12 protein-coding genes are annotated in these 14,677 nt (G+C 61.8%); 7 read left to right on the top strand and 5 right to left on the bottom strand.

All coding sequences use genetic code 11. The annotated features are described in order from the left end of the window. Positions 1-158: 158 nt before the first annotated feature. The 7 genes from qhpG to ACYQ54_RS03700 all read left to right on the top strand — a co-directional run bounded on the left by qhpG (position 159) and on the right by ACYQ54_RS03700 (position 8,537). A complete protein-coding gene (qhpG, locus tag ACYQ54_RS03730; RefSeq protein WP_460079466.1) occupies positions 159-1,505 on the top strand; it encodes a flavin-dependent monooxygenase QhpG in 1,347 nt (448 codons plus the stop codon). Then, the gene (gene peaA / locus ACYQ54_RS03725) at positions 1,502-3,067 is read left to right on the top strand and encodes a quinohemoprotein amine dehydrogenase subunit alpha (RefSeq protein ID WP_460079463.1); all 1,566 of its coding nucleotides are present in this window, start codon (positions 1,502-1,504) and stop codon (positions 3,065-3,067) included. Before qhpG ends, peaA begins: the two co-directional genes overlap by 4 nt. A 17-nt stretch (positions 3,068-3,084) precedes the next feature. Beyond that, positions 3,085-4,521 carry a quinohemoprotein amine dehydrogenase maturation protein gene (peaB, locus tag ACYQ54_RS03720; protein ID WP_460079461.1) on the top strand — a complete coding sequence of 479 codons (1,437 nt, stop codon included), beginning with the start codon at positions 3,085-3,087 and terminating at the stop codon, positions 4,519-4,521. Further along, positions 4,518-4,850, top strand: a complete 333-nt coding sequence (qhpC, locus tag ACYQ54_RS03715; protein ID WP_460079458.1) for a quinohemoprotein amine dehydrogenase subunit gamma — start codon at positions 4,518-4,520, stop codon at positions 4,848-4,850. Before peaB ends, qhpC begins: the two co-directional genes overlap by 4 nt. A 36-nt stretch (positions 4,851-4,886) precedes the next feature. Next, complete coding sequence (peaD, locus tag ACYQ54_RS03710) at positions 4,887-5,978, top strand: quinohemoprotein amine dehydrogenase subunit beta (protein ID WP_460079455.1); 1,092 nt, start codon at positions 4,887-4,889, stop codon at positions 5,976-5,978. 154 nt (positions 5,979-6,132) lie between these two features. Continuing rightward, positions 6,133-7,875, top strand: coding sequence for an ABC transporter ATP-binding protein (locus ACYQ54_RS03705; RefSeq protein WP_460079454.1), 1,743 nt, complete (start codon positions 6,133-6,135; stop codon positions 7,873-7,875). Positions 7,876-8,027: 152 nt separating this feature from the next. Further along, positions 8,028-8,537, top strand: coding sequence for a hypothetical protein (locus ACYQ54_RS03700; RefSeq protein ID WP_460079452.1), 510 nt, complete (start codon positions 8,028-8,030; stop codon positions 8,535-8,537). A gap of 150 nt (positions 8,538-8,687) precedes the next feature. Here the strand turns inward: ACYQ54_RS03700 and ACYQ54_RS03695 are convergent, their stop codons facing one another. Genes ACYQ54_RS03695 through ACYQ54_RS03675 form a run of 5 tightly spaced genes read right to left on the bottom strand, consistent with a single transcriptional unit; the run spans position 8,688 to position 14,574 of the window. After that, positions 8,688-8,891, bottom strand: coding sequence for a formate dehydrogenase subunit delta (locus ACYQ54_RS03695; RefSeq protein WP_460079450.1), 204 nt, complete (start codon positions 8,889-8,891; stop codon positions 8,688-8,690). After that, a complete protein-coding gene (fdhD, locus tag ACYQ54_RS03690) occupies positions 8,881-9,702 on the bottom strand; it encodes a formate dehydrogenase accessory sulfurtransferase FdhD (protein WP_460079449.1) in 822 nt (273 codons plus the stop codon). The genes ACYQ54_RS03695 and fdhD overlap by 11 nt, the downstream gene beginning before the upstream one ends. Positions 9,703-9,707: 5 nt before the next feature. Beyond that, the gene (fdhF, locus tag ACYQ54_RS03685; RefSeq protein WP_460081665.1) at positions 9,708-12,551 is read right to left on the bottom strand and encodes a formate dehydrogenase subunit alpha; all 2,844 of its coding nucleotides are present in this window, start codon (positions 12,549-12,551) and stop codon (positions 9,708-9,710) included. Between the two features lie 32 nt (positions 12,552-12,583). Further along, positions 12,584-14,101, bottom strand: a complete 1,518-nt coding sequence (locus ACYQ54_RS03680) for a formate dehydrogenase beta subunit (RefSeq protein WP_460079447.1) — start codon at positions 14,099-14,101, stop codon at positions 12,584-12,586. Further along, entirely contained in the window at positions 14,098-14,574 is a 477-nt protein-coding gene (locus ACYQ54_RS03675) for a formate dehydrogenase subunit gamma (protein ID WP_460079445.1), read from the bottom strand. The genes ACYQ54_RS03680 and ACYQ54_RS03675 overlap by 4 nt, the downstream gene beginning before the upstream one ends. Positions 14,575-14,677 lie beyond the last annotated feature (103 nt).

The raw sequence follows: 14,677 nt of genomic DNA, 5'->3' as shown, positions 1-14,677 counted from the left end.
GACCTGTTGCAATTGACGAGATTCGCATTTCAAGGGGTTCGCGAAGATTGGCCAAAATTGTCGAGAAGTACGTAAAAGCACTCTCTCTAATGGCAGGCACAGAGAGATCCGGTTCAGCACCTTGAAAACTTGGGCGTCCGGACGAGGGAACAGATTTGGTGACCTGCATCGATGTGGCAGTGGCCGGCGGTGGACCCGCTGGTGCATTCACAGCGCGTGAGCTGGCTCGTGCCGGGCTCAGCGTGCTCCTGATCGACCCGGCAACCTGCCGCCCCAGGCTGGAAGGCCTCGGCGAACGGGTGGCTCAGCTTCTGATTGCCAAGGGGCTTGGCGAAGCACTGGGAGCTGCCAGCGAACCTTTACCCCGACATGTGACATGGGCCGGTCTGACCGGCACGGCCAACGGAGAGCGGCTGGTTCGCCGACATGACTTCGATGACGCCTTGCGACGTGCCTCCTTTGCAGCAGGTACAGAAACCCGGCAGGCCCGTGTTAGCCGGATCCTGAAATCCGACCGGCAAAACGGCGTACTTTTGAAGCTTTCCACCGGCGAGGAGATCAGTGCCCGGTTGCTGATCGATGCACGTGGGCGACAGGCCTCCTCCGCCCAGCGCCTGAAAGGTCCTCAAACCCTCGCAATTGCCGGGTTGACCGACGGACCTGCAGGTCCTGCCAGCACGCATGTGGAGGCGACCCCTCAGGGCTGGCTCTGGGTTGCAGAAGATCCGGACTTTGGCCGGTGGCTGCAGATTTCCATCGGTGCGGACGATCTCCCCGGATCCGGTCAAGCGGCCTTGCAGGAGCGGATGATCCGGTTCCTCGCCCAGGAACAACTTGCGGAGCGGTTTGAAGACCTCTCCTGTTCAAAGCCTCTGATCGCAAGACCGGCCGGGCTTGTTCTTGCAGCCCCGAGGTTGCCGTTGCCGGTCATTCCGGTTGGCGATGCCGCTGTTGCCATCGATCCGTTGTCCGGTCACGGACTGTTCTGGGCCTTGTCCTCCGCACTTTCCGCTGTGCCGAGTGTGTTGACCATATTCGAAAACCCGGAGGAAGGGGGGCAGCTTGCCGCCAGGTTCTACCGCGACCGAGTTGTGGAGACCTTCTGGCGCCAGGCCCGCACCGGACGCGACTTCTACCGACTGGAAACGGGTTTCTCCGCCAATCCGTTCTGGGCAGAGCGCATCAACTGGCCCGATGATGAACCGTCACATCCGCCCGTGGCTGAAACCCACCTCGAGCAACGTGTCGTTGTCGACAGCAACCGGCTGGTGGAACGCGAAGTTCTGGTGACACCGCAGGATCCCGGCGGTGTTGCCTATGTCGCGGGCATCCCGGTTGGCGATCTCAAGCCTTTCTTCCCGTCGTCCGTCTTGGCGCAACCGCCGCCACGCACGCCGTCTCCCGCGCTCAAGGCTGCCTTTGGCTGGCTTGAAAGTCGCGGACTTCTGCATGGCTCACTGAGCTGCACAAAACAACACCAGACCAAAACGAGGGAAACAGCATGATCAAACGAATGCGAAAGGGGCATCTGGCCGGCATCGCCGGGCTGATGCTTCTGTTGCCTCTTCCGGCGGGGGCGCAGGATGGTGCCACGCTTCTGGAGGAAAATTGCAGCGGCTGTCATATGGCTGACGACAATGGCGCGCTCAGCCGCATCAGCGGTCAACGCAAGACGCCCGAAGGCTGGCTGATGACCATCGTGCGCATGCGGCTCTTCCATGGCATGGAAATCGAGCCTGCCGTGCAGAGTGAACTGGTGCATTACCTGGCCGATACCCAAGGCCTCGCCCCCAGCGAGACTGATGGTCTGCGGTACGTTCTGGAGCGCGAACCAGCGGTGTTGGAACAGGTGGAAGCTCCGCTCGGCGAAATGTGCTCGCGTTGCCATTCGGCGGCCCGTTTCAAGCTTCAGCGACGGACACCGGAAGAATGGGCGCTGCATATCGACTTCCATGTCGGTCAGTGGCCGACCCTGGAATATCAGGCCCTCGGCCGTGACCGGGAATGGCTGAAACTGGCCCGCGAGGAAGTGGTGCCGCTACTGGCCGAGCGCTATCCGCTCGAGTCGGAAGCCTGGAGCAAGTGGCTGGAGGCACAAAAGCCCGAGGCCACCGGCAGCTGGGTGTTCGCAACCAGCCTGCCCGAGAAGGGCGAAGCTTATGGCACGCTTGAGGTTTCAGGTGACAGCCAGCCCTATTCGGTTTCCGGTACGCTGATGACCGTTGGCGGAGAGGAACTCACCCTTTCCGGAAAGCTCAACGTCTATACCGGCTATGAATGGCGCGCCAACCTGGACATCGGCGGCACGAAATACCGGCAGATCCTGGCGATCTCCGAAGACGGAAACAGCCTGAGCGGACGTCAGTTCCTGCATGCCGAAGACAGCCTCGGCGGTACCTTCAAGGCGGCGAAAGCCGGCGGTGCACCGGCAATTGTCGGCGTCATCCCGTCGACTGTTCCTGCGGGCAGCGCTGCCACTGTCCAGGTCGTCGGTACCGGGCTGAGTGGTGTTGCCCTAAGTGGTGCGCTTGAAGCCTCGGGCGGAGCCGCAAATGCCTATGGGGCGGCCATCGACGTGGCGCCTGCGGCAGATGCCGACGGCCTGGTGACGGTTGCCTCCGGCGATGCCGCTACCGAAGACACGCTTGCGGTCTATAGCCATGTCGACAGCCTCAAGGTGGAACCGGCCTTTGCGGTCGCCCGCGTTGGCGGCGGTGGCGGGTCTGCCGGAAAGGTTCCGGCGCGCTTCAATGCGGTCGGGTACTGGAATGGTCCGGACGGCCAGCCGGGAACCGACGACGATATCCGCATCGGCTCCGTGCCAGCCACCTGGTCGGTTGCGCCCTTCAATGAAGAGGCGGAGCACCTGAAAGACACGAAATTCGCAGGGACGATGGACGAAACGCTCGGCATCTTCGTGCCCGCCGTTGCGGGTCCCAATCCCGAGCGTCCGTTCTCCACCAACAACGCGGGCAATCTGAAGGTGCTGGCAACCAGCGGCGAGGCGACCGGTGAAGGTCAGCTCATCGTCACGGTGCAGCGCTGGAACGATCCCCCGATCCGCTGAAACAGGAGTTTGAAACCATGGGCTATCTCTTTTTTCAGCCGCAGAACGCGCATCGGGTCGAAGTGGACGGGCGACATCTGCTGTTCCACGTGCCGACGACATCTCTGTTCGAGATCGACCGGCTCGACAATGACGTGATCGACCTTTTCAGCAACCGGACGAAGGTTTCCGAAGCGGATGTTCGGGAACGCTTCGGTGGCCGGGTCGATCCGGTTGAAGTGACCGAGCGCATCCGGTCGCTGCTCGATCTTGACATCATCACCGACGGCCGCCCGCCACGGGCGGAGCGGCCGCCGATCCATATCCAGAACTTTCCGCTGACGACGATCGTTCTCAACGTCAACACCGGCTGCAATCTCTCCTGCACCTATTGCTACAAGGAGGATCTGGACACGCCGTCCAAGGGCCGGCGCATGGCCTTCGAGACTGCAAAACGCTCGATCGAATTGCTGCTGGCGGAAAGCCCGGACCGGGACAGCTACAATGTTGTCTTCTTCGGCGGTGAACCGCTCAGCAACCTGGCCCTGATCAAGGAAGTGGTCGCTTATGCGGAAGACCGCTTCGGCAATCTCGGCAAGCGGGTCGACTTTACCCTGACCACCAACGCGACGCTTCTGACGGAGGAGATTGTCGACTGGCTCAATGCCCACCGGTTCGGCCTGACTGTTTCGATGGACGGGCCGAAGGCGCTTCACGACAAGAACCGCAAGACCGTCGGCGGCAAGGGCACCTACAACGTTGTCGCCTCCAAGACAAAGATGCTGCTGGAACGCTACACCTCCCGGCCTGTCGGCGGGCGGGTGACGCTGACCCATGGCGTTACGGCGGTCTACGAGATCTGGGATCACCTCAAGAACGAGATTGGCTTCCAAGAAGTCGGCTTTTCTCCGGTGACCTCGGGCCCCATCGCTCCGTTCAACCTGACCGGTGACGAGCTGTTGACGGTTTTCGACGAGATGAAACGTCTCGGCCGGCATTATCGTGACGAAGCGCTGATGGGGCGCAACATCGGCTTTTCCAACATGCACCAGCTGATGAGCGATCTCTACGAAGGCCGGTCCAAGGCACTGCCCTGCGGGGCCGGCCTTGGCATGCTGGCGGTTGATCACGAGGGTGGTCTCAATCTCTGCCACCGGTTCACGGGCTCCGATATGGACACCTATGGAACGGTCGACAGCGGCATTGAAAAGCAGAAGCTGGCCCGCTTCATCGAGGACCGGGCCGACCGCACCGACAAGGGCTGCTCGACCTGCCGCATTCGCAATATCTGCGCAGGTGGCTGCTACCACGAGAGCTACGCCCATTTCTCCGATCCGATGAAGCCGACCTACCACTATTGCGACCTCATGCGCGACTGGGTGGATTTCGGCATCGGTGTCTATGGCGCGTTGATCGCCGGCGCACCGGCCTACTTTTCGGATCACATCATGCCTCGGAGGGCATTCGGCAAATGAGACACATGAAACCCCTGAACCAGAAAGCCGATCGTGTGGTCAATGCGGTCGAAACCGACAAGATGGACGAAGTAAGGGCCATGCAGACGGTGGTCGTGGGCTGCACATCAACGCTCGATCCCGGCTGGGAAGTCGACCCGTTCGGCGGCGTCGCAGCGCTGTGCCAGCCGATGGAAGCCGACCTCTACGGATGTTCGGACCCGTGCTGGTGGCCGGCACAGGTGCCGGACACGATCAATTCCTATCGGGACTGGAACGCCGATGCCGACAATGCCGGCAAGGACTGGCGCTCGCTCGGCACGGTTTTCCCGTCCGACAGCGAAACCTGACCGGCTGAAGCCCTTCAAGATATTCGGAGAAACCCGATGCGAAACCTGATTGCTGCGGCAAGCGCAGCCCTGGCCCTGAGCCTTACCGCTCTGCCGGCCCTCGCCAAGGACCTGATCGTCACGGTCGCAAAGCCCGACCGGCTTTACGTGATCGACGCCAAGGCGCGGACGATAGAGACCGACTGCAAGCTCGACTTCAACCTGATCCCCGGTGTCGTTGTCGTGTCGCCGGACAACAAGATCGCCTATATCCTCGGCAATCGCTGGGAAGATGTTTTCGGGATCGATCTGTCCACCTGCGAAACCGTGTTTTCCGCGCATCAGTCCGAAGGCGATATCCGGCGCAAGACAATTGCCTCCCTGGCTGTTTCCAAGGACGGTAAAGAGGTCTACACGGTGCGCAATCCGGTGCGGTTGCTCGCCGACCGCTACGAGGTTCTGGAACCGGAGATCGCCGTCTATGAGACGTCGGCCGGCCTTGACGCCAAACCGGCCCGGACCTTTCCAAGCCCGCGCCGCATGACGGTGATGGCGACCGGCCGGGACGGCATGCTCTATGCCGCCGGGCACGAGATCTATGCCATCGACCCGAAGACAGGCGAGATCTCGATCAAGATCAAGAACGCCACCTGGGACAGGCCGACCTACTCACCGCCGGACGTGCTGGCCTTCTGGCCCATCGGCACCCAGGCGGACGAGTTCATGTTGCTCTATTCGGCTGCCAAGTTCACCGACGAGACCATGAGCGAGATTGCCGATTTCGTGTGGGGGTACCAGTCGGTCGACCTGACGACCGGTGAAAGCACCATCGCCGATTTCGCCAGCCTGGAAGTGATCATGTTCTCCGCCGTGCGCGACCCCAACGACAAGAGCAAGCTTTATGGTGTCTACACCCAGCTTTCCAAACATGATGTCGACAAGAAGGAGCTGATCAAGCGGGTTGACCTGCCGCATACCTATTACTGTGTGAACATCTCCTCCGACGGCACGGAAATCTATGTCGGCGGCACCAATGACGATATCGGCGTCTACGATGCCGAAACCCTTGAGCGTATCGGCGAAATCCGTCTGCCTTCTGGCGGCGACATGGCAGCCGGCACAATGCAGGTAATCAGTACCGGCAGTTAGGTTCCGCGATAACCTTCTTTGTCATCCCTGGCAAACGAAGCGGGGCTAGCGACGTGGACTTCGTGAACGCGCGTTTGAGCGGCGGATGCATGAGGTTCCCGGGTCCCCGCTTTCGCGGGGATAACAGGGGGAGCGCAGGAGACATGGAAAGCGGATGAAGCAGGCAGTTTCCTTGCAAGGAACAGATCAGGCCGGGGCAGTGCCGTCCCGGCCTTTGCTGCTGCGTGGCCTGTTCAACCGGGTCTTCGGCACCCGTGAGGCGGCGTGGCTGGTGCCGCTGGTCGCGCCCTACCGCTGGCCGCTGGCAATGCTGTTTCTGTTTTCGCTTGTGGCAGCAGGCGCAGCACTGGTGCCGCCTTACCTGACCAAGCTCGTCATCGACCGGGGCCTGATCGCCGGGGACAAGCAGGCGCTTGTCATGTTCGTGGCCGTCCTCTTTGCCGTCGGGCTGGCTGCTTTGGCGCTGGGCGCACTCAATTCATTGATGCACTTGCGGTTTTCGGCAAGACTTCTGGCGGATCTGCGCCGTTCGGCCGTTGACAGGATCCTTGCCCAGTCGCCCCGCTGGCAGGCGAAACAATCCATCGGCGAACTCATGAGCCGGCTGGATGGTGATGCCGGGGAAGTTCAGCAATTCACGTTCGCGGTTCTGGTGAATGGAGGCGGCAGTCTGCTGAGGCTGGTGGGCGGCCTCGTCATGCTGTTCGTATTGGCACCGAAACTGGCCCTTCTGGCGCTTGCTCTGGCTCCGGTGGAGCTTTTGTTCTTCGCCCGTGCCCGGCTCGTGACCCAGGCGAAGGCACGCGACGTGCGGCAGGCTCGCGGTGTTCTGGCATCAGGACTTGCAGAGACTGTCGCCGGGCTGTCAGCCTTGCGGGCATTGAATGCGACCGGAGCTGCGGCAAAGCGAATTGAAACGCGGCAGCAGGGCCTTGTTGCAGCGCTGTTGTCGGCGCAAATGTGGAACGAGGTGACGCGCGCGGTGCCGATGGTGCTGACAGCGATCCTGCGCGGTGCGGTGTTTCTGGTGGGCGGACTTGCAGTGATCGACGGCACGATGCCCCTCGGATCTCTGATTGCCTTCACCGCTTACCTCGCTTTCCTGATCGGCCCGATGCAGTCGCTGATTTCGCTCTGGCACGGACAGGCGCGGATGAAGGCGGCACTCGACCGGCTGGACCGTATCATGAGCGCTGTTCCGGATGTGCAGGATCCGGCGTCGCCTGTGCCACTGGCCGCCGATGGCGGTGAGTTGGTGCTGGCAGGCGTTGCCTATGCACCGGACGGTGGATCTCCTTTGTTCGAGGATGTTTCCCTGATCGTGCCCAAAGGGCAGAAAGTCCGGCTGTGTGGGCCGTCCGGCATCGGCAAGACATCGCTCCTGTCGCTGGTACAGCGTCATGACGACCCGAGGAACGGAACGATCCTTCTGGATGGCACAGACCTGCGCCAACTGTCGCTTCACGACCTCCGGGCTGCGGTTTCGCTGGTTCCGCAAAAGGGCCATGTCTTTTCCGGAACCCTGGCGGACAATCTCCGTCTTGGATCGGCTGATGCGAATGAGCAAGACATGCATGCCGTTCTGCAGCTTGTGGAACTTGAAGACCGCTTCGCCGAAGAGGGACTTGAAACGGTTCTGGGCGAGGGAGGTCTGGACCTGTCAGGCGGCGAGCGCCAGCGGCTGTGCCTTGCCCGTGCCCTGTTGCAGCCGTTCCGGGTGCTGATCCTTGATGAAAGCCTTTCGGAAGTCGACGCAGACCGGGTGTCGCGGATCATGGCCCGGATCGATGCCCGGTTCGGCGACCGTACCCGCCTTGTCGTTACTCATGGGAACGCTGAACGGTATGGCTCTTTTGACGGCGAGCTGACGTTGCAGGAGAGGGAGGCGAGATCTTGATCCGGGTCGGGCTGATAGACGGCGCCTTGCCATCAGACTGGCCGGGGTTGGCAGGCCAGGAATGGTTTTGTGCGCAGGATGGAGCCGAATTGGCATCAGCGCACGCAACTGCCATGGCGCAGACCGTGTGCTCCCATGCAAAAGACGTTCAAATGCTCAATGCTGTTGTGTTTCCTGGGCAGCTCTCGACATCACTTCAAAGCGTTTGCGATGCCTTGAGCTGGCTGGCCGAGGACCCGCCCGACATCGTCCTGTGTGCCTTCGGCATGGCGCGATCTTCCATCGAGATGTCGGTGGCAGTGGCTCGGCTTCAGCAGGCGGGCAGTCTGATCGTCGGCTCTGCACCGGCACGCGGCGGCAACGCCTATCCGGCAGCGATTGATGGTGTCCTGTCCGTGCAGGGTGATGCCCGCTGCGGGCTGGATGAGCTTTCGCGGCTGGATCTGCCACACGCAGTGTTCGGTGCTTGTCCGATTGCGGTGGGACGAGAGGACATCCGCGGCGCCAGTGCAGCGGCGGCGCATCTGGCAGGATTGCTGGCAAAGTCGGCACAGGAGAGCGAAGGAAATGCCCTGTACGGACTGCAGACATTTGTTCGCTACCGAGGGCGGGAACGCCGCGGCGATGGGGCTTTGGCCGGGATGGGAGCTGCCGGCGGGTAGTCTTATTGGAAAGACGTTGGAGTTTCTGGCGATCCCGAGGAGGACCGTCAGGTCCGTCTCGTAGGATGGGCCACATACTCGCAGTCGCAGATTTTCCGAGTTTCAAAACCGTGGCAATGAAGAGGGAAAGTCCCGCCTCAACCCATGCCGTCAAAGCCTGCGCACGCTTTCCAGGACGACCTCGTCGAGACCTGCGCCACCGGTCTCGGCGTAGGCGGTCAATTGAGCGCGCATGCGCGGTTCCCAGAAATCCTTCAGATGATTGGCAACCTTCTCAGCCTGGTCAACGCCGGGCTGGGTCTTGAAGAAGGTGGCGATCTGGTTGGCCATATAGACCATCTTTTCAGGCGACATCGGCAACTCCGGATAAGACGCGCTCAGGATGCGCGTAAAGATCAAACCCGCCGTCCCGAGTAAAAGCCGCGACCGTGATACCGGCCTCATCGGCGAGGCGGAGTGCGGTCGATGTCGGGGCCGAGGCGGCAATCAGTGCTGGACAACCGGCGAAGGCGCATTTCTGCACCAGTTCCACCGACAACCTGCTGGTGAGGACAAACGCGCCGCTCGCCGGGTCGGTTCCGGCACGGGCGAGGGCGCCGATCAGCTTGTCGAGCGCATTGTGTCGGCCGACATCCTCGCGCGCCACGACCACACCTTTGCCCGGCTGGAGGAAACCGGCAGCGTGGGTGGCGCGCGTCTGGTCCCGAAGCGGCTGCAGTCTGCTGAGCGCATCGGTCGCTCTGGCCACATCCTGGCGGGACAGGACTGTTGTGGTACCATCAACCTTCGGCAAGCGCCTGAGGGCCTGCTCCAGACTGTCGATACCGCACAGGCCGCAGCCTACCGGACCGGCCATGGCGCGGCGGCGGGCAAGTAGCTTTGTCGAACGATCTGCACGCAACCACAGACGAGCCTCGATGCCTTGCCCATGTGAGACTTCCTCGAAGTCCTGGATCTCCGCGATATCTTCGATAATGCCTTCACTCAGAGCGAAGCCGACGGCGAAATCGGCGATGTTTCCCGGTGTCGCCATCATGACGGCATGAGTGGTGCCGTCGAAAACGAGGGCGATTGGGCTTTCCTCGGGCAGGCTTCGCGCGACCGACACCTGGCCGTCCGGGTGGACAGCATGGCCAGGCATGGAGCGGGAGAGCGGGCGATCCATCACCATCACTCCGCAGCCGGAAGGATCCGGCGGGAGAGCGCCGCCTGGGCGGCATAGTCTTCCTGCCAGTTGGTTGGTCCGTTGGAAAGGCTGACCTGAACCGCTGTCACCTTGTATTCCGGACAGTTGGTGGCCCAGTCGGAGAAGTCGGTCGTGATGACGTTCGCCTGTGTGTCCGGGTGATGGAAGGTGGTGTAGACGACGCCCGGGCTGACCCGGTCGGTTAGATGGGCCCGCAAGGTCGTTTCGCCGGAACGGGACGCCAGCTTTACCCAGTCGCCTTCCTTCAGGCCGCGGTTTTCCGCGTCATGCGGGTGGATTTCCAGAAGATCCTGATCATGCCAGATCACATTGTCGGTTCGACGGGTCTGGGCACCGACGTTGTATTGGGACAGGATCCGGCCCGTGGTCAGCAGCAGCGGGAAGCGCGGGCCGGATTTTTCGTCCGTCGCCACATATTCGGTGACAATGAACCGGCCCTTGCCACGCACGAAGCCGTCCACATGCATCAGTGGTGTGCCGTCAGGAGAAACTTCATTGCAGGGCCATTGTACCGAGCCTTTTTCCTCCAGCAGATCATAGGACACACCGGCAAAGGACGGCGTTGTCGCAGCGATCTCGGCCATGATTTGCGACGGATGGGAATAGGTCCAGCCGGCCCCCATGGCATTGGCGAGCATCTGGGTGATCTCCCAGTCGGAATAGCCGTTGCGCGGTGCCATCACCTTGCGCACTCGGTTGATGCGGCGCTCGGCGTTGGTAAAGGTGCCGTCCTTTTCCAGGAACGTGGAGCCGGGCAGGAACACATGGGCGTAATTGGCGGTCTCGTTCAGGAAGAGGTCGTGAACAATGACGCATTCCATGGCCGCAATACCGGCCGCCACGTGTTTGGTGTCCGGATCGGACTGAAGAATGTCCTCGCCCTGGCAATAGAGCCCCTTGAAGGTACCGTCGACGGCGGCGTCCAGCATGTTGGGAATACGCAGTCCTGGCTCGGAATCGATCTCCACGCCCCAGGCGTCCTGGAAGATTGTGCGGACGTCCTCGTTCTTGACATGACGATAGCCGGGAAGCTCATGCGGGAAGGAGCCCATGTCACAGGAGCCCTGGACGTTGTTCTGACCACGCAGAGGGTTCACGCCGACACCCTTGCGGCCGACATTGCCCGTGAGCATGGCAAGGTTGGCGATGCCCATGACGGTGGTCGAGCCCTGGCTGTGTTCGGTCACGCCGAGGCCATAGTAGATCGCGCCGTTGCCGCCGGTGGCGAACAGGCGTGCCGCCTTGCGCAGCTCTTCCGCCGGAACGCCGGTCAGGCGTTCGCTGGTTTCCGGGGCATGGCGCGGATCGCGGACGAAGTCCGCGTAGGCCAGGAACTCGTCCCAGTCGCAACGTTCGCGAATATACGCCTCGTCGAAGAGACCTTCCGTGACGATGACATGGGCGAGGGCGGTTACCACGGCAACGTTGGTGCCGGGGCGCAGCTGCAGGTGATGGGACGCCTCGATGTGGGCCGATTTCACCAGGTTGATCCGTCGTGGATCGATGACGATCAGTTTTGCACCCGCGCGCAAGCGCTTCTTCAGGCGGGAGGCAAAGACCGGGTGGCCGTCGGTCGGGTTGGCCCCAATCACGATGACGACGTCGGTATGTTCGACGGAATCGAAATCCTGCGTGCCTGCTGATGTTCCGAAAGTCTGGCCGAGGCCGTAGCCGGTGGGAGAGTGGCAGACACGGGCGCAGGTGTCGGTGTTGTTGTTGCCGAAGACCGCCCGGGTCAGTTTCTGCACCAGGAAGGTTTCCTCGTTGGTGCAGCGGCTGGAGGTGATCACGCCGATGGACTTGCGGCCGTGTTTTTCCTGAAGACCGCGCAGGCGGTTGGCGGCAAAGCTGAGGGCCTCGTCCCAGGACACTTCCTGCCAGGGCTGGTCGATGCTGTCGCGGATCATCGGGTTGAGGATGCGGTCCTTGTGGGTGGCATAGCCATAGGCGAAGCGGCCCTTGACGCAGGAATGGCCGCGATTGGCCTTGCCGTGCTTGTAAGGCACCATGCGCACCAGTTCGTCGCCGTTCAGCTCGGCCTTGAACGAACAGCCGACGCCGCAATAGGCGCAGGTGGTGACGACGGAACGCTCCGGTGTGCCCAATTCGATGACGGATTTTTCCTGGAGCGTGCCCGTGGGGCAGGCCTGCACGCAGGCACCACAGGAAACGCAGTCGGAAGACAGGAAATCGTCGAAGGCAGCACCGGGCGAAACGCGGCTTTCAAACCCCCGGCCTTCAATGGTCAATGCAAAGGTGCCCTGAACCTCTTCACAGGCCCGCACACAGCGCGAGCAGACAATGCATTTGGCCGGATCATAAGCGAAATAGGGGTTGGAAACGTCCTTCGGGACATACTCCGGGTTCGGGCCGACAGAGGAACGCTGTTCGAAGTGGTTGCGGCCCGGCTCGTAACGGACATCGCGCAGGCCGACCATGCCGGCCATGTCCTGCAATTCGCAATCGCCGTTGGCGGCGCAGGTCAGGCAGTCCAGCGGGTGGTCGGAGATATAGAGCTCTATCACCCCCTTGCGGATCTGCTTGACCCTGGACGACTGGGTGTGAACGACCATTCCCGGCGCAACCGGCGTCGTGCAGGACGCAGGTGTGCCGCGTCGTCCTTCAATCTCGACCACGCACAGGCGGCAGGAGCCGAAGGCGTCAATGCTGTCGGTGGCGCAGAGCTTGGGGACCTGAAGACCGATTTCCGAGGCGGCGCGCATGACCGATGTGCCTTCCGGCACGGTGACCTCGAAGCCGTCGATGGTTAGCGTAACCGGGGCGCCTTCCTTTGCCGGGGTGCCCATGTCGCGGTCGTCGTGGATGGTGGCGAGATCCGTCATTCGGCAGCCTCCTTCTGGCGGGAAAAGTCTTCCGGGAAGTGGGTGAGGGCACTCATGACGGGATAAGGCGTGAAGCCGCCCAGGGCGCAGAGTGAGCCGTCCTTCATGGTGTCGCAAAGATCAGTCAGAAGGCTGACCGCGCCTGCATCGCCCGCGTCGATCCGGTCGATGGTCTCGACACCGCGCACGGCGCCAATCCGGCAGGGTGTGCATTTACCACAGCTTTCCACTGCGCAGAACTCCATGGCGAAGCGCGCCATTTTCAGCATGTCGGCCTTGTCATCGAAGACGACGAGCCCGGCATGTCCGATGAGACCACCCTGACCATCGAATTCTTCATAGCCGAACGGAGTGTCGAACCTGGAGACGGGCATATAGGCTCCAAGCGGGCCGCCGACCTGCACAGCCTTGACCGGCCGGCCGCTGGCGGTGCCACCGGCAATATCGTTGACCAGCTCTCCGAGCGGCATGCCGAAGGCGGTCTCGAAAAGGCCGCCATAGCGGACATTGCCTGCGATCTGGATCGGCATGGTGCCCTTGGAGCGGCCAAGACCAAAACCTGCGTAGAACTCCGCGCCTTTTTGGAGGATCACCGGAACGGTCGCCAGTGACAGCACGTTATTGACGACAGTCGGTTTGCCGAAAAGGCCTTCGAGTGCCGGCAAAGGCGGTTTGGCGCGCACGATACCGCGCTTTCCTTCCAGGCTGTTGAGGAGAGAGGTTTCCTCGCCACAGACATACGCGCCTGCACCGGTGCGGATTTCCAGGTCGAAGATCTTGCCGGAGCCGAGAATGTTCGTCCCGAGCATTCCGGCCTTGAGGCCGATCCTGACCGCGGCTTCCATCACCTCGATGGCATCCGGATATTCGGAGCGGATGTAGACGAAGCCCTTGGTGGCGCCGGTGGCGAGACCGGCGATGATCATGCCTTCAATCAGCGTGAAGGGGTCGCCTTCCATGATCATGCGGTCGGCAAAGGTGCCACTGTCGCCTTCATCGGCATTGCAGACGATGTATTTGCGAGCCGCTTCCGCCTTGCGCACCGTGTCCCATTTGATGCCGGTCGGGAACCCCGCGCCGCCGCGGCCGCGCAGGCCTGACGTCGTGACCTCCGCGACAATCTCCTCAGGCCTGAGGCCAAGAGCCCGTTTCAGCCCGGCAAGGCCGCCATGGGTTTCGTAATCGGTCAGGCTGAGCGGGTCGATCAGGCCGCAGCGGGCAAAGGTAAGCCGGGTCTGACGGGCGAAGAAGGGAATATTCTCGACGGTGCCGAGGCTTTCCAGCGTTTCGTCAAGCAGGGCGGGAACATCCTCTGCCGTCACCGGGCCGAAGGCCTTGCGGACACCGTCCGTCTCGATCTCGACCAGCGGTTCCAGCCAGACCATGCCGCGGCTGCCGTTGCGCACCAAGGTGACATCGAGACCGCGGTTGCCGGCCTCGATTTGAATTGCTGCTGCGATGTCGTCAGCACCCAGTGCCTTTGCAGCGCTGTCTCGGGGGACGAAGATCTTCATACGCCGGCCTCCTGGAGAATGCGCGTCATGCGATCTTCTGTGACACGGCCGATGACCTTGCCGTCGATCATCGCGGCTGGGGCGCAGGCACACAGGCCAAGGCAGTAGACAGGTTCGAGAGTGACCGCACCGTTGCGGGTTGTGCCGTGCCAATCCAGCCCGAGCCTGGCCAGAACCGCTTCGCCCAGGGCTTCGCCGCCAACAGCCTGGCAGGCCTCCGCCCGGCAGATCTTGATGACGTGTCGTCCCGCGGGGGCCTTGCGGAAATCATGGTAGAAGGAGATGACGCCGTGGACTTCCGCCCTGGACAGATTGAGGGCGTCGGCAATCAGCTCGACCGCTGCCTGGGGAACATAGCCAAATTCCGCCTGCAAGCCGTGCAGCATCGGCAGAAGTGGACCTTCCAAGGCAATAAATTCTTCCATCACGGCCGAAATCTGATCGTCCGTGGGCTCTCCCGTCGCATACGGCATGCGCGTCCTCCCGTATATTTCGAGGCGCATCACACCATTAAGTTTGATTTGATATCAATAATGATTTTCCGTTGATCGATTACAAATCATAATCGATCAGGTT

The organism is Roseibium sp. LAB1, from assembly GCF_054658235.1.
Note: the sequence above shows the minus strand (reverse complement) of the source record. Positions and strands in the feature narration are given on the sequence as shown.